The 16,988-nt window shown below is 71.4% G+C and carries 16 protein-coding genes and 1 pseudogene; 9 read left to right on the top strand and 8 right to left on the bottom strand.

Features of this window, described 5'->3' with window-relative positions; all coding sequences use genetic code 11:
* Positions 1–168 precede the first annotated feature (168 nt).
* Together ACIRF8_RS22835 and ACIRF8_RS22830 are read left to right on the top strand one after the other, a co-directional pair.
* On the top strand, positions 169–2,481 hold the full coding sequence (locus ACIRF8_RS22835; protein ID WP_404217279.1) for a DEAD/DEAH box helicase: 2,313 nt from the start codon (positions 169–171) through the stop codon (positions 2,479–2,481).
* 108 nt (positions 2,482–2,589) lie between these two features.
* Positions 2,590–3,495 carry an alpha/beta fold hydrolase gene (locus ACIRF8_RS22830; RefSeq protein WP_404217277.1) on the top strand — a complete coding sequence of 302 codons (906 nt, stop codon included), beginning with the start codon at positions 2,590–2,592 and terminating at the stop codon, positions 3,493–3,495.
* Here ACIRF8_RS22830 and ACIRF8_RS22825 read toward each other — a convergent pair.
* On the bottom strand, positions 3,492–4,403 hold the full coding sequence (locus tag ACIRF8_RS22825; RefSeq protein ID WP_404217275.1) for an NYN domain-containing protein: 912 nt from the start codon (positions 4,401–4,403) through the stop codon (positions 3,492–3,494). The two genes, ACIRF8_RS22830 and ACIRF8_RS22825, sit on opposite strands and share 4 nt — an antisense overlap.
* A 275-nt stretch (positions 4,404–4,678) precedes the next feature.
* Here ACIRF8_RS22825 and ACIRF8_RS22820 point away from each other — a divergent pair, with 275 nt between their 5' ends.
* Positions 4,679–4,831 carry a hypothetical protein gene (locus ACIRF8_RS22820; protein WP_181512666.1) on the top strand — a complete coding sequence of 51 codons (153 nt, stop codon included), beginning with the start codon at positions 4,679–4,681 and terminating at the stop codon, positions 4,829–4,831.
* A 91-nt stretch (positions 4,832–4,922) separates the two neighbouring features.
* Here ACIRF8_RS22820 and ACIRF8_RS22815 read toward each other — a convergent pair whose 3' ends face one another.
* From ACIRF8_RS22815 to ACIRF8_RS22805, 3 genes are all read right to left on the bottom strand, one after another.
* Positions 4,923–5,528: a MarC family protein gene (locus tag ACIRF8_RS22815; protein WP_404217274.1), complete on the bottom strand. Its 606-nt coding sequence runs from the start codon at positions 5,526–5,528 to the stop codon at positions 4,923–4,925.
* Between the two features lie 125 nt (positions 5,529–5,653).
* The gene (locus ACIRF8_RS22810) at positions 5,654–6,526 is read right to left on the bottom strand and encodes a PHP domain-containing protein (protein ID WP_404217272.1); all 873 of its coding nucleotides are present in this window, start codon (positions 6,524–6,526) and stop codon (positions 5,654–5,656) included.
* 170 nt (positions 6,527–6,696) lie between these two features.
* Positions 6,697–7,350 (bottom strand): DUF6758 family protein, encoded by a 654-nt coding sequence (locus ACIRF8_RS22805; RefSeq protein ID WP_404217271.1) that lies wholly within the window; start codon positions 7,348–7,350, stop codon positions 6,697–6,699.
* Between the two features lie 177 nt (positions 7,351–7,527).
* On the opposite strand from ACIRF8_RS22805, the gene ACIRF8_RS22800 reads away from it, so the two are divergent.
* Complete coding sequence (locus ACIRF8_RS22800) at positions 7,528–8,808, top strand: MFS transporter (protein WP_404217270.1); 1,281 nt, start codon at positions 7,528–7,530, stop codon at positions 8,806–8,808.
* A gap of 24 nt (positions 8,809–8,832) precedes the next feature.
* On the opposite strand, the gene ACIRF8_RS22795 is transcribed toward ACIRF8_RS22800, so the two are convergent.
* Positions 8,833–9,423, bottom strand: coding sequence for a suppressor of fused domain protein (locus tag ACIRF8_RS22795; protein ID WP_404217268.1), 591 nt, complete (start codon positions 9,421–9,423; stop codon positions 8,833–8,835).
* 488 nt (positions 9,424–9,911) lie between these two features.
* Between ACIRF8_RS22795 and ACIRF8_RS22790 the strand changes: the two genes are divergently transcribed.
* The gene (locus tag ACIRF8_RS22790) at positions 9,912–11,042 is read left to right on the top strand and encodes a magnesium and cobalt transport protein CorA (RefSeq protein WP_404217267.1); all 1,131 of its coding nucleotides are present in this window, start codon (positions 9,912–9,914) and stop codon (positions 11,040–11,042) included.
* Positions 11,043–11,074: 32 nt separating this feature from the next.
* Positions 11,075–11,593: a hypothetical protein gene (locus tag ACIRF8_RS22785; protein ID WP_404217265.1), complete on the top strand. Its 519-nt coding sequence runs from the start codon at positions 11,075–11,077 to the stop codon at positions 11,591–11,593.
* A 2-nt stretch (positions 11,594–11,595) separates the two neighbouring features.
* Here ACIRF8_RS22785 and ACIRF8_RS22780 read toward each other — a convergent pair whose 3' ends face one another.
* Positions 11,596–12,321 (bottom strand): hypothetical protein, encoded by a 726-nt coding sequence (locus tag ACIRF8_RS22780; protein ID WP_404217529.1) that lies wholly within the window; start codon positions 12,319–12,321, stop codon positions 11,596–11,598.
* A gap of 209 nt (positions 12,322–12,530) precedes the next feature.
* On the opposite strand from ACIRF8_RS22780, the gene ACIRF8_RS22775 reads away from it, so the two are divergent.
* The 3 genes and pseudogenes from ACIRF8_RS22775 to ACIRF8_RS22765 all read left to right on the top strand — a co-directional run bounded on the left by ACIRF8_RS22775 (position 12,531) and on the right by ACIRF8_RS22765 (position 15,550).
* Entirely contained in the window at positions 12,531–13,805 is a 1,275-nt protein-coding gene (locus ACIRF8_RS22775; RefSeq protein WP_404217264.1) for a magnesium transporter MgtE N-terminal domain-containing protein, read from the top strand.
* Positions 13,795–14,369: pseudogene (locus tag ACIRF8_RS22770) on the top strand (DUF1003 domain-containing protein); the annotation flags it as partial. The gene ACIRF8_RS22775 and the pseudogene ACIRF8_RS22770, both read left to right, overlap by 11 nt.
* A 47-nt stretch (positions 14,370–14,416) precedes the next feature.
* Positions 14,417–15,550 carry an Mrp/NBP35 family ATP-binding protein gene (locus tag ACIRF8_RS22765; RefSeq protein WP_404217262.1) on the top strand — a complete coding sequence of 378 codons (1,134 nt, stop codon included), beginning with the start codon at positions 14,417–14,419 and terminating at the stop codon, positions 15,548–15,550.
* A 65-nt stretch (positions 15,551–15,615) separates the two neighbouring features.
* Here the strand turns inward: ACIRF8_RS22765 and ACIRF8_RS22760 are convergent, their stop codons facing one another.
* Together ACIRF8_RS22760 and ACIRF8_RS22755 are read right to left on the bottom strand one after the other, a co-directional pair.
* Positions 15,616–16,281, bottom strand: a complete 666-nt coding sequence (locus ACIRF8_RS22760; RefSeq protein WP_404217261.1) for a hypothetical protein — start codon at positions 16,279–16,281, stop codon at positions 15,616–15,618.
* A 134-nt stretch (positions 16,282–16,415) separates the two neighbouring features.
* Complete coding sequence (locus tag ACIRF8_RS22755) at positions 16,416–16,889, bottom strand: sec-independent translocase (RefSeq protein WP_404217260.1); 474 nt, start codon at positions 16,887–16,889, stop codon at positions 16,416–16,418.
* Positions 16,890–16,988: the final 99 nt, after the last annotated feature.

Genomic DNA, 16,988 nt, shown 5'->3' with positions numbered 1-16,988 from the left:
GTAACACCGGCACGGTCACGACCCCCGCGTTCGCCTCGCACCGCACCTCACAGAAGAGGCAGCACCCTGACTACGCAGACTTCCACTTTCCGTCAACTCGGCATCCTGCCCGAGACCGCCGAAGCCCTTGAGGCCGTCGGCATCGTCACCGCCTTCCCCATCCAGGAGATGACCCTCCCCGTCGCCCTCTCGGGCTCGGACGTCATCGGCCAGGCCAAGACCGGCACGGGCAAGACCCTCGGTTTCGGACTGCCGATCCTGGAGCGCGTCACGGTCCCCGCGGACGTCGAGGCGGGCCGGGCCACGCCCGAGCAACTGACCGACGCCCCGCAGGCGCTCGTCGTCGTCCCCACGCGCGAGCTGTGCACGCAGGTGACCAATGACCTGCTGACCGCCGGCAAGGTGCGCAATGTGCGCGTCCTCGCCATATACGGCGGTCGCGCCTACGAGCCCCAGGTCGAGGCCCTGAAGAAGGGCGTCGACGTGATCGTCGGCACCCCCGGCCGCCTCCTCGACCTCGCCGGGCAGAAGAAGCTCGACCTCTCGCACGTGAAGGCGCTCGTCCTCGACGAGGCCGACGAGATGCTCGACCTGGGCTTCCTGCCCGACGTCGAGAAGATCATCAACCTGCTTCCGGCGAAGCGTCAGACGATGCTGTTCTCGGCGACCATGCCGGGCGCCGTCATCGGCCTCGCCCGCCGCTACATGTCGCAGCCCACGCACATCAGCGCCACCTCGCCGGACGACGAGGGCAGGACCGTGCGCAACACCACGCAGCACGTCTTCCGCGCGCACAACATGGACAAGCCCGAGATGGTCTCGCGCATCCTCCAGGCCGACGGCCGCGGACTCGCGATGATCTTCTGCCGGACGAAGCGGACCGCCGCCGACATCGCCGAGCAGCTCCAGAAGCGCGGTTTCGCCTCCGGCGCCGTCCACGGTGACCTCGGGCAGGGCGCGCGCGAGCAGGCGCTGCGCGCGTTCCGCAACGGCAAGGTGGACGTGCTCGTGTGCACCGACGTCGCCGCGCGCGGTATCGACGTCGAAGGTGTCACGCACGTCATCAACTACCAGACGCCCGAGGACGAGAAGACGTACCTCCACCGCATCGGCCGGACCGGCCGCGCGGGCAAGAAGGGCATCGCGATCACGCTGGTCGACTGGGACGACATCCCGCGCTGGCAGTTGATCAACAAGGCGCTCGACCTGAACTTCAACGACCCGGTCGAGACGTACTCCTCCTCGCCGCACCTGTACGAGCAGCTCAACATCCCGGCCGGTACCAAGGGTGTGCTGCCGCGCTCGGAGCGCACGCGCGCCGGGCTCGGTGCCGAGGAGATCGAGGACCTGGGCGAGACCGGCGGCCGGGGTGCGTCGTCCCGTGGTCGCGGGGGCCGCCCCTCGCAGGACCGGGATCGCGACCGCGGTCGTGACCGGGATCGCGGTCACGACCGTGAGCGCGAGCGGGAGCAGGAGCGTGCCGCGCGGACGCCGCGCCGCCGTCGCCGCACGCGGAACGGTGAGCCGGTCGCCGCGGAGGCGACCGTCGCCGCCCCGGCTGCCGACGCTCCGGTGACGCCCGTGGTGGACGATGCCTCCGAGCCGCGTACACCGCGTCGTCGGCGCCGTACGCGGGGCGCCGCTCAGGCTCCGCAGGCCGCTCCCGCCGCCGAGTCCGCCGTCGAGTCGGTGGAGGCCGTCCTCGCGCCGGTCGCCGAGCCGACCGCCGTCGAGACCGAGGCTCCGGCCGCTCCGCGTCGCCGTACGCGCAAGAAGGCCGAGGCCGCTGTCGAGGCGGCTGAGTCCGTCGCACCGGTCACCCCGGTCGCGGAAAGCGTCGAGGCCGAAGCCGAGGCCCCCGCCAAGCCGCGCCGCCGTACACGCAAGAAGGCCGAGGCCGCCACCGAGGTGGTCGAGGCCGTGGCACCGGCCGTGGAGAGCGTCGAGGCGGAAGCCCCGGTGAAGCCGCGTCGTACGCGCAAGAAGGCGGAGGCCGCTGTCGACACGGCGGAGGCCGTCGAGGCGAAGCCGGCTCGCACCCGCAAGAAGGCCGTCGCCGCCGCCCCGGCCGAGGCCACCACGGAAGCCGCCGAGACCGCTGAGGCCAAGCCGAAGCGCACGCGCAAGAAGGCCGCCGCCGCCCCGGTCGACACCGCCGCCGAAGCCGCTGTGGACACCGCCGAGGCCAAGCCGAAGCGCTCCCGCAAGAAGGCCGTGGCCGCCGCCCCGGCCGAGGCCACCACGGAGACCGCCGCGACCGCTGAGGCCAAGCCGAAGCGCACGCGCAAGAAGGCCGCCGCCGCCCCGGTCGACACCGCCGCCGAAGCCACTGTGGACACCGCCGAGGCCAAGCCGAAGCGCACCCGCAAGAAGGCCGTCGCCGCCGCCCCGGCCGAGGCCACCACGGAGACCGCCGAGACCGCTGAGGCCAAGCCGAAGCGCACCCGCAAGAAGGCCGTGGCCAAGGCCCCCGAGGCCTGATCCGCACCGTGCTGAAAGAAGGCCCGGGTCCCGCATTGCGGGGTCCGGGCCTTCGCCGTGGTCGGTCCCTTTGGGCATCGGGGCGCCGGGCCACGTAGCCTCGGGCGCATGAGCAGGCCCCCGACCTTCACCCCGCCGCCCGGCACCCGCGCCCACGTCCTGCGCACCTCCAGAGGTGACTTCGCCACGCTCGTCGGTGAACCGGCGCCCGGTCCCGTGCGAGGCACCGCGCTGCTGCTCCCCGGGTTCACCGGCAGCAAGGAGGACTTCATCGCGCTGCACGGGGCGTTGAGCGCGGCGGGTTATCGCAGCGTCGCCGTCGACGGGCGCGGGCAGTACGAGACCGCGGGCCCCGAGAAGGACGAACGCCCTTACGCGCAAGGCGAGTTGGCGCGGGACGTGCTGGCTCAGGCGGCGGCGCTCGGCCCGGGCAAGGTGCATCTGCTCGGGCACTCGCTCGGGGGGCTCATCGCCCGCGCGGCCGTCATCGCGGACCCGGCGCCGTTCGCCTCACTGACGCTGATGGCGTCGGGCCCGGCCGCCGTCGCCCCTGCGCAGCGGCAGCGGGTCGACATGCTCCGGGACGCACTCGCCGCGTTCGACATGGCGCAGGTGTGGGAGGCCATGCAGGCGCTGGAGGCGGCCGAGGACGTCGTGGATGTGCGGGGCGACGAGGAGGCGCTGCGGCAACGCTGGCTGCGCAACAGTCCGGCCCAGCTCATCGCCACGGGGCGCCAGTTGTGCACCGAGCCGGACCGGGTCGACGAGCTGGCCGCGGTCGCGCCCCCGGTGCACGTACTGTCCGGGGAGCGGGACGAGGCGTGGCCCGTGCCCTGGCTCGACGAGATGGCGCGGCGCCTCAAGGCCGAGCGGACGGTGATCGCCGGTGCGGAGCACTCCCCCAACACCGACCGCCCGGCGGAGACGGCTGCCGCGCTCACCGCCTTCTGGGACCGCCACCCGGCCTCAGACCTGAGCGCCGACCGGTCGCGACCCGGCCCCGCCCCGTCCTAGAACTGCGCCTGGAGGTGCGTCCAGAACCCGTCCCGCAGCGCCCGCCGCAGGTCGGACTGGCCGCGCAGGGAGTACTGGAGCATGCCTTCGGCCTCGACCAGCAGCTCCTGGTCGACCGGTCCCGGCAGATAGGGGTGGCCGGGCAGCAGCTCCGCGAACGCCTCGCGGCCACGCTCCCCGAGCCACTGCGCGGCGATCCGCGCCCCGGCGAAGCGCACCTGCTCGCGGGTGGGGCGCGGCGCGTCCACGTTCTCGTACGAGGTGATGGCGCGGCGGGTCACGTAGGGCTTGAAGAAGTCGAGGTCGAGGGTGCGCTGGCTGTCGACCTCCCAGAGGAGCGGCTCCGCCTGGTTGCGGCCGTCCGGCGCCTCGATGCCCCACAGGTGGACCCGGGCGCCGTAGCCCTGGGCCGCCTCGACGGCGGAGACCAGGTCCTCGTCGCCGCCGAGCAGGGCCGCGTCGCTGATGGCGCGGTGCCGGGCGAGGGACTCCAGGTCGCTGCGGATCAGGGAGTCGACGCCTTTCTGCTGGTTGTTGGCGTTGAGGTTGCCGAGGCGGACCTTGACGTCGGGCAGGGCGGCGATCGACTGCTGCTCGGTGGTGTGGATGCGGCGGCGCGCACCGTCGTACCAGTAGACGCGCAGCAGTCGGCTGTCCGCGAAGATCGTGCGGGCCTTGTCGATCAGGGCGTCGATGAGCCCCTCGGCGTCCAGGTCGAAGGAGCGGCGGTCCTCGGTCCCCGTGACGAGGCGGCCCGCCGCCGCGTACAGGTATCCGGCGTCCACGAAGATCGCGTGGGTCGACGGCGTCTTGGCGACCTCGGCGAGCATCCGCCGCAGCAGGTCGTTGGTGTCGTCGAGGCGGGCCCGGACGGCGGCGAGGGAGCTGTCCGCGTTGGTTTCGTTCATCGCCGTCCATTGTCCTCGGACGTCACAGGCTGTGCACGACCGGCCCCGCTACTCGCGGGTAATTAGGTTCTCGAAAAATTTCTTTAGCGTAGGGAATGTTTGCTGGGGGCAACCCGTTGTACCCATACAGAACGCGGGGCACTCTAGCCACGCAATCCACTCTTAACGGTCGGGCAACCGCCTGGCCGTACGGCAGGACGAGACTGACGGTCCGCCCTGCACCAGCAGTTCAGTAGTTCTCCTTCAGGAGGATCACCAGACGAAGGGAGAAGCCCTTGCGCTTCGAAATCATGCGACTCGACGACGTCGACGGCACCGCCGTGGACACCACCGTCGTGGACGCCGCCTCCGTCAACCGGATCGTTCAGCAGGCCGCCGCCATAGGGCAGCGCCTCTACATCCGCCCGGCCGAGTCGTCCGCCTCGTAACGGCGTAGCGACGTACACACTTCGGGGCCCCCGTGCGCAGACGCGTACGGGGGCCCCGCTCGTTTGCCACCGCACCGGGCGTCGGCTGGCGTCAACTGTTCTGGATCACCTGGGTCACGCCGTTGATGATCTGCTGTACGGCGATCGCGGAGAGCATCATGCCCGCGAGGCGGGTCACCAGGACCACGCCGCCGTCCTTGATGATGCGGATGATCACCAGCGAGTAGCGCATCACGAGCCACAGGACCACGTGGATGGCGAGGATCGCGGTCCAGACGGAGAGCTGCGTCGTGACCGAGTGGGCCTTCTGGACGGCCAGGATCACCGAGACGATCGCGCCGGGCCCGGCCAGCAGCGGCATGCCGAGGGGGACGAGGGCGACGTTCACGTCCTTCGTCTGCTGGGGCTCGTCCGTCTTTCCGGTGAGCAGGTCCAGCGCGATGAGCAGGAGCAGCAGGCCGCCCGCGATCATCAGGGCCGGGACCGACACATGCAGGTAGTCGAGGATCTGGTGGCCCATGACGCCGAAGACGGCGATGACACCGAAGGCGACACACACCGCCTGGAAGGCCATGCGCTTTTGGACCTTGGCGGGGCGGCCCGCGGTGAGGGCGAGGAAGATCGGGGTGATTCCGGGGGGATCCATGATCACGAAGAGCGTGAGGAAGAGGGATCCGAAGACGGCGACGTCGAACACAGTGAGGGGTTGCCTTGCGGGAGTCGAGCGCGCGGGATCGCGCGAGCTGAGCGGGAAAAGGGGCGGTACGGAACGCGAACGGGGAGAAAGGCGGAGAGGCGGCCGTGGTGCGGCGCGCGGACGGTTCAGACGCGGCGTCCGCCGGCGCCCGGCACCGGGAAGGCTCCCGTGGCGCGGCGCGTGATCTCCCCGTAGACCTCGGGGTCGGTCGTGTACTCGCCGAGCACACAGGTCTTGCGGCTGCCGTGGTAGTCCGACGAGCCGGTGGTGAGCAGGCCGAGGTCGGCGGCCAGAGCGCGCAGCCGGTCCCGGGTCTCCCGGTCGTGATCCATGTGGTCGACCTCGATGCCGTCGAGGCCCGCGGCGGCCAGCTTCGCGATCGCCGATTCGGGGACGGTCCTGCCGCGCTTGACGGCGGCCGGGTGCGCGAAGACGGTGACCCCACCGGCGGCCTTGACCAGGCGGATCGCCTCGAAGGGGTCGGTCTCGTGCTTCGGCACGTAGGCGCGGGCGCCGTCGGCCAGCCACTCCCGCGTGAAGGCGTCGGAGACGGTGGGCACGACGCCGAGTTCGACGAGCGCGGAGGCGATGTGCGGGCGGCCGACCGAGCCGTCCCCGGCGATCCGGGAGACCTGCTCCCAGGTGACCGGGACGCCCAGCTCGTTCAGCCGGGCGATCATGCTCTTGGCGCGCGGGACCCGGTCGTCGCGGACCAGCTCGCGCTCGGCGAGCAGGTCGGGCTCCTCGGGGTCGAAGAGGTACGCCAGCATGTGCATGCTCACGCCGTCGAGGCGGCAGGAGAGTTCGGCGCCGGTCACGAGGGTCAGGCCCGTCGACAGCTCGCCCAGCGCGGCGATCGCCTCGGCGTGGCCGCGGGTGGAGTCGTGGTCGGTGAGCGCCACGACGTCCAGACCGGCCGCTGCGGCGCCCCGCACCAGCTCGGCGGGGGTGTCCGTGCCGTCGGAAGCGGTGGAGTGGGTGTGCAGGTCGATGCGCACGGCTGCGTACTCCAGGCTCGGACGGACAGGACTCGGCCCCCGCCTGCCGTCAGGCGCCGGGGCGCCGGACGCGGATGGCCGGAAGACGGTCATCGACGGCGGAAGGGGACGCTCAAGGATAACGGGGTTTTCTCACGCCCCAGGTCACCACCGAACCCGGCTCCGACCCCTTACCGCGTCTCGCCCCGCTCCAGGATGCGCGGCGACAGCGCCCCGCACGGCAGCAGGTCCACCTCGGCGCCCGCGTCCCGCAGATCCGTGAGCACCAGCTCGTCGTACATCAGCAGTCCGGACTGCTCGGGCCAGACGATCGCCCAGAGCCAGAGGCCGCGCGCCTCCCCCGCGAAGACGGCACGGTCCTCCGGGGTTCCGGAGACGAGCCACATCGGGGTGGGCCGGCCGGCCGCGAGGAGTTTGGACTGGGGAGGCCCCGACACGTCCATGTACGGGCCCGGGTCCGGGCCGTCGATGCCCGCGTAGCGCGCGCCGAGTCCGACACCGAGCTCCTCGGCGACGAGCACCAGTTCGCCCATGCCGCCGAGGGGGCCGGGGCCCGAGCAGGCGACGGCGGTGGCACGGCCGCCGGTACGGTCGTCGCCCGCGCTGGCCACACCGGTGAACAGCCAGCCGACGGGCAGCGGCCAGGGCATCCAGACGGGCACCTGGGCGCGGCGCACCACGACACCGAGAGCCTCGACGCTGGGCGGGATCACGGGCTGCAACGGGTGGACCGCCCCGTGCGCGTCGCACTGCCAGGAGTCGGCAAAGAGACCGGGAGCCCTGACCCGGCCACCACACTTCGGGCAACTGGGTTCGCCCCTCATAAAGCCCCACGGTCCTCCCCGTCCCGCGCCGCGTCAAGGACGATCACCCGTCCGGAGGGGGCCACGGCAGGTCGGCGCGGTGGGCCGGAACGTCCGGAATTAGATGCAGCTTGCACTAGTTAGCTCAGCTAACTTATTATGTGCATAGGCCAACGATCCCTTGCGCGAGGAGCCGGTATGAGCCACAGCAGCAGCCACCGCGACAGCCGCAGCGGTACGGGGAGCCCCGCCGGCGGGGACCCGCTCGACGCGGGAGCGACCAGCATCCTGCGTCAGCCGAAGGCGGTCTGGGCGACGGCGGGGGCGTCCGTCGTCGCCTTCATGGGCATCGGGCTCGTCGACCCGATCCTGCCCTCGATCGCCGAGGGCCTGGAGGCGACGCCCAGCCAGGTCTCCCTGCTCTTCACCTCCTACTTCCTCATCACCGCCGTCGCGATGCTGGTGACCGGATTCGTCTCCAGCCGGATCGGCGGCAAGAAGACGCTGCTCGCCGGGCTCGCGCTCGTCGTGATCTTCGCCGCGCTCGCCGGCACCTCCGGCTCGGTCGGCCAGCTCGTCGGCTTCCGCGCGGGCTGGGGCCTCGGCAACGCGCTCTTCGTCTCGACCGCCCTCGCCGTCATCGTCGGCGCGGCGGCCGGTGGCAGCGCCGCCGCGATCCTGCTCTACGAGTCCGCGCTCGGCCTGGGCATGGCCTGCGGGCCGCTCGTCGGCGCGCTGCTGGGCAACGCGAGCTGGCGCTACCCCTTCTTCGGCACCGCCGCCCTGATGGCCGTCGGGTTCCTCTGCATCACGGCGTTCCTGAAGGAGCAGCCCAGGCCCGCGCGGAAGACCTCGGTCCTCGACCCGCTCAAGGCGCTCGGCCACGGCGGTCTCGCGTCGGCGGCGGTCTCGGCGTTCTTCTACAACTACACGTTCTTCACCGTGCTGGCCTTCACGCCGTTCGTGCTGAACATGACCCCGTACAAGTCCGGCGCCGTCTTCTTCGCCTGGGGCGTGCTGCTCGCGCTGTTCTCGGTGATCGTCGCGCCGCGCATGCAGGCCCGGTTCGGGTCGCTGAAGGTGCTCGGCGGCTCGCTGGTCCTGCTCGCCGTGGACGTGCTCGTCCTCGGCTACGGCAACCACACCACGGCCGTCGTCTGCACCGTCCTGTCCGGTGCCTTCATCGGCGTGAACAACACCGTCTACACCGAACTCGCGCTCGGCGTCTCCGACGCGCCGCGCCCGGTGGCCAGCGCCGGTTACAACTTCGTGCGCTGGTTCGCCGCGGCCGCCGCCCCGTTCTTCGCGCCGAAGATCGAGGAGTGGAGCGACATCCACATCCCGTTCGTGGTCGCCGCGGTCACGGCGGTGCTGGGCGCCCTCGTCGTCTGGACGCGCAGGAAGGCGCTCAGCCACGAGGCCGAGGAGCTGGAGCCGAGGCACGCCACCGAGGACGGCGTCACCGTCTTCGCGAACTGAGCACCGGCGCCGGATGCGGCCGACTCAGTCGAGGGCGACGGACCTGCGCAGCGGATCGCGCAGGTCCGTCCCGCCGGTCAGCCACTTCTCCTGGAGCGCCGCCGCACCGTGCACCCGCTTCCAGGCGGCCTCGTTCTGCGTCATCGGCAGCAGCGGCAGGAACCGTACGGGGTCCAGGGGCTCGTCCAGCTCCAGGTCCTCCACCAGGCCGCCCGGCTCCGCGACGAGCACCGAGGTGAACGGGGCCCCGGGCCACAGCGCCTCCCCCACGTCCAGCGAGGCGCCCGGCGCCACGACGACGCCCTCCACCTGCGGCGACGCGGCCAGCACGGCCAGCGGGCGCAGCACCTTGTCCGTGTCGGCGCGGCCCGAACGGACCGTCAGGACCAGTTCCGCGCGCGGGCCCTTGACCGGATCGGCGAGGACCGCGGTCGGGTCGGACATCGGGGACGCCGACATGCCGAGGGTCGCGTACCGGACGAGGCCCGCGCCGCTGTCGGTGAAGCGGAGCACCTCGATCCGGTCCGTGCCGAGGAACGTGACCGCCGCGCGCGCGTCCGGCGCGCCCAGGGCGGTGGTCAGCCGGGCTTCCACCAACGCAAGAACTTCTGCCATCCCGCGAGCATAGAACTCGCATGCAATGGGTAAAGACGGGGCTTGCTTCTTCGGTCGGCTGATAGTCTTGGCCGCTGGTCGGGATGGTGCGCGGCGCGTACCCGCCGGGAGCTCTCGGAGCTCTCTCGGACCCGACCCACACATGTCCCTCACGGGGGACCGGCCGGAGGAGGTGGGGCTGTCATGGATCGAAGTCGACCGTGCAGTATCACCCGTTCTTCCGGCCTCTAGGCCACGCACGCCACACCTCAGTCAGCAGAATCCATCTGCTTCCCGGGCTGCCCGCGTACGCCGGAAGAGCGCTTCGTCACCGCCTGATCTTATCGATCTTCCTGATCGCATCAGTAAGCGAAGCCGCCCCAGCGCCGGTGCGGTGCTCCCCGCTTTGTGGACGTGCAGCATGTCCGGTTGGCCAGGACGTCCTCATTCCGGGTAGTGCCGATTTCCCGGCTTCACGGCGCGGCTCCCGCCCGCGAAGGAGCCTGCCCATGTCGATGATTCGTGACCTGCGTGCCGCCGTCCGTCCCTCGCTGCGCAAGAGCGTGGCCCCGTACGGCAACGAGACGCGCAACTCCTACGACGCCACCCGCGACCCCTCGGCCGTCTCCGCGGTCGTCGACTGCGCGGTCTACCGGGACGGCGCCCGCGCCGACTCCCCGCAGTGCCTCACGCCCCGCGAGGCCCGCCTCCAGGTGCGCCGCGACGGGGGCTTCGCCTGGATCGGTCTGCACGAGCCGACCGAGGCCGAATTCGCCGGTGTCGCCGCCGAGTTCGGGCTGCACCCGCTCGCCGTCGAGGACGCCGTCCACGCCCACCAGCGGCCCAAGCTGGAGCGGTACGACGACACGCTGTTCACCGTCTTCAAGACCATCCACTACGTCGAGCACGCCGAACTCACCGCCACCAGCGAGGTCGTGGAGTCCGGCGAGGTGATGTGCTTCACCGGCCGGGACTTCTTCATCACCGTGCGCCACGGCGGCCAGGGCTCGCTGCGGGCGCTGCGCCACCGCCTCCAGGACGACCCCGAACTGCTGGCAAAGGGGCCGAGCGCCGTGCTGCACGCCATCGCCGACCACGTCGTCGACGGCTACCTCGCGGTCGCCGACGCGATGCAGGACGACATCGACGAGGTCGAGACCGAGGTCTTCTCGCAGACCGGCAAGGGCGCGCCGCGCGGTTCCGACGCCGGACGCATCTACCAACTCAAGCGCGAGGTCCTGGAGTTCAAGCGCGCCGTCGCACCGCTGCGCCGCCCGCTGCAACTGCTGAGCGAGCGGCCGATGCGGCTGATCGACCCGGACATCCAGAAGTACTTCCGGGACGTCGCCGACCACCTGGAGCGCGTGCAGGAGCAGGTCATCGGCTTCGACGAACTGCTCAACTCGATCCTCCAGGCCAACCTCGCGCAGGCCTCCGTCGCCCAGAACGAGGACATGCGCAAGATCACCTCGTGGGCCGCCATCGTCGCCGTGCCGACCATGGTGTGCGGGGTGTACGGCATGAACTTCGAGCACATGCCCGAACTGCACTGGCGGTTCGGCTATCCGCTCGTCCTCAGCGTCACCGTCGCCGCCTGTTTCGCGATCCACCGGACGCTGAAGCGCAACGGCTGGCTGTGAGCCGCGCGGGCCGCCCTCGTTAGGCTGGCCGCATGACGACTGCTGAACTGCTCGACGCCGCCCTCGTCGAGGAGGCCACCAAGAAGTCCGGGCTCATCTGGGTCCGCGGCGCATCGGGCACCGAGCGCGCGCTCTGGCACGTATGGCACGAGGGCGCGGCGGTCGTGGTCGGCGACGGGCCCGGCGAGCAGCCGTTCCCCGACCTCGTCGACGGCGGCCCGGCCACCGTCACCGTACGCAGCAAGGACAAGGGCGGGCGGCTCGTCGGCTGGCGGGCGACGGCCGTGCCGCTCGACCCCGGTACGCAGGAGTGGGAGGCGGCCGTCGGCGAACTGAAGGGCAAGCGGCTGAACGCGCCCGACGCGGAGACGATGCCCCAGCGGTGGGCACGCGAGTGCCGGGTGCTGCGCCTCGAACCGGTGCGGGGCGCGCAGGTGCTGCCGGCTCCGGAGGGCGACCTCGCCGCCCCGCCGCTGCCGTCGTCGGCGACCACGCGTGACGCGGTGCCCGCCGGGTTGCCACGACTGCTCGGGCGGCGGAAGAAGAGCTGACGTCAGGACTCCGGGAGGGCCTGACCGTAGTCCACGGTGTCGCCGGCGCCCGGCTCCTGAAGGGTGAAGTCGCGGCCCCAGTCGGTGAGTCGCAGGGTGCCCGCGCCCGCGGCCCGCTGGAGGCGCAGGGGGTACGCCGTGCCCTCCAGGGACACGTCGAGCGTGCCGCCCGCCCCCTCGTCGCCGGTGAGCTGGATCGTGCGGGTACCGTCGGCGGTGCCGCGCTCGCCCTTGTCCAGGGTGCCGTGCAGCGTCAGCAGCCCGTCGAGCAGTACGTCCTTGTCCGTGAACGTGCTGAGCCGCCGGTACGCGGGATCGCCCGTCGGCACCTTCACGTACTTGCCGTCGAGCTTCTGCGCCGCCGCCCCGTCCCCGGCACCGCCCCGACCGTCGTCCGAGTGCGTCCAGAAATCGGCGCCCGCCTTGAGGTACAGATGCTTCTCGACCCGCAGCAGTTGGAACGTGCTGCCGCCCGTGGTCACCGACCCCGTGCCCCCGTCGCCCTTGAGCCGCATGTCGAGCTTGTACGTCCGGCCGCCGCTGAGCACCGTCCCCGCGAGGTGCACGGTCTCCGCGCTCCGCGCCGCCTCGACCGTACGGCTCTGGATCTTGCCGGGGTCCAGCTTGCCGACCCCGTTGGTGCCCGCGTCCGGATCGTCCCCGCCGCAGCCCGCGAGAGCGGCCGCGAGCCCTGTGCACAGCGCGCCGACCGCGAGCGTCCTGCGCATACGGCGGTCCAGGGGAGTTACGGTCACGGGCCGGGCCACCTCTCGTACGGCATCTGGGCAGACGGCAGCGTACCCGTGCCATCTGCGGTTACCCGTACTGGTCCGAGGGACGGCAGGCGCGAGGCGTGGGGGACGGGCACCGGATACCCTGACCCACGGATTGCTCGTATATCAGGATCGATCAGCACGAAAGGGCGGTACGAGGAGCCATGGCAGCAGTCGCCCCGCGGATCTTCGTCTCCCACCTCGCCGGCATCGCCGTCTTCGATCCGAACGGGGACCAGGTCGGGCGCGTGCGCGATCTCGTCGCCATGCTGCGCGTGGGCCGGCGGCCACCGCGCCTGCTCGGGCTCGTCGTCGAGCTGTCCACGCGCCGCCGCATCTTCCTGCCCATGACCCGCGTCACCGGCATCGAGTCGGGCCAGGTCATCACGACGGGCGTGCTCAACGTCCGCCGGTTCGAGCAGCGCCCCACCGAGCGCCTGGTCCTCGGCGAGATGCTCGACCGGCGCGTCCGGCTCGTGGAGAGCGGCGAGGAGGTCACCGTGCTCGACGTCTCCGTCCAGCAGTTGCCCGCCCGGCGGGACTGGGAGATCGACAAGATCCACGTACGCAAGGGCAAGGGCGGCACCTTCCGGCGCAAGGGAGAGGCGCTGACCGTCGACTGGTCGGCCGTCGACGGGTTCTCCCTGGAGGAGCACGGGCAGGGCGCCGAGAACCTGCTCGCCACCTTCGAGCAACTGCGCCCGGCCGACCTCGCCAACGTGCTGCACCACCTCTCCCCCAAGCGACGCGCCGAGGTCGCCGCCGCCCTCACCAACGAACGCCTCGCCGACGTCCTCGAAGAACTCCCCGAGGACGACCAGATCGAGATCCTCGGCAAGCTCAAGGAGGAGCGCGCCGCCGACGTCCTGGAGGAGATGGACCCGGACGACGCCGCCGACCTGCTCGGCGAACTCCCCGAGGCCGACAAGGAGCGCCTGCTCGCCCTCATGCGGCCCGGCGACGCCGCCGACGTGCGGCGCCTGATGGCGTACGAGGACCGCACCGCGGGCGGCCTGATGACGACCGAGCCGATCGTGCTGCGCCCGGACGCGACCGTCGCCGACGCGCTCGCCCGCGTCCGCAACCCCGACCTGTCGCCCGCGCTCGCCGCGCAGGTCTACGTCTGCCGGCCGCCGGACGAGACGCCGACCGGCAAGTACCTGGGCACCATCCACTTCCAGCGGCTGCTGCGCGATCCGCCGTACACGATGGTCAGCGCGATCCTCGACGATGACCTCCAGGCCCTGTCGCCGGGCGCGCAACTCCCGGAGATCGCCGGGTTCTTCGCGACGTACGACATGGTGGCGGCGCCCGTCGTCGACGAGGGCGGCTCGCTGCTCGGCGCCGTGACCGTGGACGACGTACTGGACCACATGCTGCCCGACGACTGGCGCGAGCAGGAGTTCCATCTCGCGGGGGACGTGAACCATGGCGACTGACGAACGCGACCCGCGGGCCGCGGCCGACACCCCGCGCCGCCCCCGCACCCGGCTCGACCAGCCGCTGCCACCGCGCCGCAGGATCTTCCCCGAATACGACCCCGAGGCGTTCGGACGGCTGTCCGAGCGCATCGCGCGGTTCCTCGGGACGGGGCGGTTCATCGTCTGGATGACGGTAATCATCATCGCGTGGGTCGCCTGGAACGTGTCGGCGCCCGCCTCGCTGCGCTTCGACAACTACCCGTTCATCTTCCTGACCCTGATGCTGTCCCTCCAGGCGTCCTACGCCGCTCCGCTGATCCTGCTCGCGCAGAACCGGCAGGACGACCGCGACCGCGTCAACCTCGAACAGGACCGCAAGCAGAACGAGCGGTCGATCGCCGACACCGAGTATCTGAGCCGCGAGGTCGCGGCCCTGCGGATCGGCCTGGGCGAGGTCGCCACCCGCGACTGGATCCGCTCCGAACTCCAGGACCTTTTGAAAGAGCTGGAGGAACAGCAGCGGACCGCGGCGTATCCGAAGGACGACGGGCAGACGGGCACGGACGTGACGTAGACGACCGCCGACGGGGCTTTCCGTGCCCCGGTTACCGCGCCGTACTATCGGTCGTATGGCTACGGAAGACGCGGTGCGCGAGGCGCTCGCGACAGTGAACGACCCCGAGATCCAGCGACCCATCACCGAACTGGGGATGGTCAAATCGGTGGACATCGGTGCGGACGGAGCCGTCGCGGTCACCGTGTACCTGACCGTCTCCGGCTGCCCGATGCGCTCCACGATCGAGAACAACGTCAAGGAGGCCGTCGGCCGCGTCGACGGCGTCACGCGCGTGGACGTCACGCTCGACGTGATGAGCGACGAGCAGCGCAAGGAGCTGGCCGCCGCGCTGCGCGGCGGGACCGCCGAGCGCGAGGTGCCCTTCGCCAAGCCGGGCTCCCTGACCCGCGTCTACGCGGTCGCCTCCGGCAAGGGCGGCGTCGGCAAGTCCTCCGTGACCGTCAACCTGGCGGCGGCGATGGCCGCCGACGGCCTGAAGGTCGGCGTCGTCGACGCGGACATCTACGGGCACAGCGTCCCGCGCATGCTCGGCGCCGACGGCAAGCCGACGCAGGTCGAGAACATGATCATGCCGCCGTCGGCGAACGGCGTGAAGGTCATCTCCATCGGCATGTTCACGCCGGGCAACGCGCCGGTCGTGTGGCGCGGCCCGATGCTCCACCGCGCCCTCCAGCAGTTCCTCGCCGACGTCTACTGGGGCGACCTGGACGTCCTGCTCCTCGACCTGCCGCCGGGCACCGGTGACATCGCCATCTCCGTGGCCCAGTTGGTGCCGAACGCCGAGATCCTCGTCGTGACGACGCCGCAGCAGGCCGCCGCCGAGGTCGCCGAGCGCGCCGGTTCCATCGCGGTGCAGACGCACCAGAAGATCGTCGGCGTGGTCGAGAACATGTCGGGCCTGCCCTGCCCGCACTGCGGCGAGATGGTCGATGTGTTCGGCACCGGCGGCGGCCAGACGGTCGCCGAGGGGCTGACCAGGACGACGGGCGCGAACGTGCCGGTCCTCGGCTCCATCCCGATCGACGTGCGCCTGCGCGAGGGCGGCGACGAGGGCAAGCCGGTCGTGCTGAGCGACCCCGACTCCCCCGCGGGCGCGGCCCTGCGCGCCATCGCGGGCAAGCTGGGCGGACGGCAGCGCGGCCTGTCGGGCATGTCGCTGGGGATCACGCCCCGCAACAAGTTCTGAGCGCACGCGAGAGCGGGCCGCACCCTCGGTCGGGTGCGGCCCGCTCTCGCGTATGTCCCGGTGCCTCAAGCGAGCGCCGCGATGTCCTTGACCACGGAGAAGGCGAGCCCGTACGCGCTCATGCCCCGGCCGTACGCGCCCAGGTGCACCCCGGCCTGCGTGGACGCCGCCAGCACCCAGCCGTACTCGGACTCGCGGTAGTGGAACGGCGTCGGCTCCCCGTCGACCGGCAGCGACAGCGTCGCCCAGTCCTCGGAATTCAGGTCGTCGGCGAGCACCCAGGCCGTCTCGGTCTGCTGCTCCAGCCAGTCGTCGCGCAGGGTGTGGTCCATCTGACCCGGCCACGTGTACGAGAGCAGCCCGACCCCGGCCAGCCAGGCCGCCGAGGAGACGGACGTGGCGTCCAGGACGCCCGTGCCGTCGGCGCTGCGCCGTACGGGGTTCGCGGCGACGGTCACCACGACCGCGAACCGCTCGGTGTTCTCCCCGTTCAGCGTCCCCTCGCTGCGTACCGAGGGCTCGTCGCCGTGCCCGATGGAACCGTGCTCGACGGACCCGTCCGCCGTGGTGCCGACCTGCATCAGCCAGCGCGGCCCCGTGAAGGCCTCGTCGAGGCCGTACCACGGGAAGGGCGCCAGCAGGTAGCCGTCGACCGTTCGCCGGGCCGCGGGGGCGTCCTCGGCCCCCTCGGTGTCCGGCGCCTTCGCGCCCACCCGACTCGTCGTCTCCATGTACCCGGCCGCCTCCTCGCTCTCGTACGGACCCGAGCGGCCCGCCCCCCTCGGGCGTTCTCACGTCAGGTCCGCGCAACAACAAGGCAGGATGCCACACCGGGTCCTACGGGCCCGGTTCCGAGAGGTCCGGTTCAGGTCGCGTCGGCGTCGAACGGCGGACGGGCGTCGACGGCCGGCTTCTCGGGCCGCTTCTCCATGTCGGGGCCCTTGCGCATGTCCACGGCGGCGCCGGAGCCGGTCGTGGCGCTGACGGAGGTGGCCGAGGCGGAGTCGTCCAGTTCACCGACGGTGTGCACCGCGTCGGTGATCTCGGCCATCTCCTTCTTCAGGTCGAAGCCGTTGCGAATCTCCTTGAGCCCCAGCTCGTCACTGTCCAACTGCTTGCGGATGAACGTCTTGGGGTTCAGGTCCTCGAACTCGAAGTCCTTGAACTCCGGACCCAGTTCGCTGCGGATGTCTTCCTTCGCGCTGTCCGAGAACTCGCGGATCTTGCGTATGGTGCGCGAGACGTCCTGGATGAGCTTCGGGAGCTTGTCGGGGCCGAAGACCAGTACGGCCAGCACGACGAGCGTCACGACCTCCAGTGGGCCAATGTCGTTGAACACCTTGCACTCCTAGCGTGTCCTCGGCCCGCGGCGGTCTTCAGTAGCAGGTCTTCGGCAGGGTCCGGCAGCGGACCGGGTCCACGGTACCCGGCGATGCTG

Source organism: Streptomyces sp. NPDC102406 (genome assembly GCF_044765725.1).
GTDB lineage: Bacteria > Actinomycetota > Actinomycetes > Streptomycetales > Streptomycetaceae > Streptomyces.
Note: the sequence above shows the minus strand (reverse complement) of the source record. Positions and strands in the feature narration are given on the sequence as shown.

Excerpts from the sequence above, each read along its gene's own strand:
- ACIRF8_RS22765 (WP_404217262.1), top strand. The coding sequence starts at position 14,417 with ATGGCTACGGAAGACGCGGTGCGCGAGGCGCTCGCGACAGTGAACGAC.
- ACIRF8_RS22790 (WP_404217267.1), top strand. The coding sequence starts at position 9,912 with ATGTCGATGATTCGTGACCTGCGTGCCGCCGTCCGTCCCTCGCTGCGC.
- ACIRF8_RS22830 (WP_404217277.1), top strand. The coding sequence starts at position 2,590 with ATGAGCAGGCCCCCGACCTTCACCCCGCCGCCCGGCACCCGCGCCCAC.
- ACIRF8_RS22785 (WP_404217265.1), top strand. The coding sequence starts at position 11,075 with ATGACGACTGCTGAACTGCTCGACGCCGCCCTCGTCGAGGAGGCCACC.
- ACIRF8_RS22800 (WP_404217270.1), top strand. The coding sequence starts at position 7,528 with ATGAGCCACAGCAGCAGCCACCGCGACAGCCGCAGCGGTACGGGGAGC.
- ACIRF8_RS22795 (WP_404217268.1), bottom strand. The coding sequence starts at position 9,423 with ATGGCAGAAGTTCTTGCGTTGGTGGAAGCCCGGCTGACCACCGCCCTG.
- ACIRF8_RS22805 (WP_404217271.1), bottom strand. The coding sequence starts at position 7,350 with ATGAGGGGCGAACCCAGTTGCCCGAAGTGTGGTGGCCGGGTCAGGGCT.
- ACIRF8_RS22825 (WP_404217275.1), bottom strand. The coding sequence starts at position 4,403 with ATGAACGAAACCAACGCGGACAGCTCCCTCGCCGCCGTCCGGGCCCGC.
- ACIRF8_RS22780 (WP_404217529.1), bottom strand. The coding sequence starts at position 12,321 with ATGCGCAGGACGCTCGCGGTCGGCGCGCTGTGCACAGGGCTCGCGGCC.
- ACIRF8_RS22760 (WP_404217261.1), bottom strand. The coding sequence starts at position 16,281 with ATGGAGACGACGAGTCGGGTGGGCGCGAAGGCGCCGGACACCGAGGGG.
- ACIRF8_RS22775 (WP_404217264.1), top strand. The coding sequence starts at position 12,531 with ATGGCAGCAGTCGCCCCGCGGATCTTCGTCTCCCACCTCGCCGGCATC.
- ACIRF8_RS22835 (WP_404217279.1), top strand. The coding sequence starts at position 169 with ATGACCCTCCCCGTCGCCCTCTCGGGCTCGGACGTCATCGGCCAGGCC.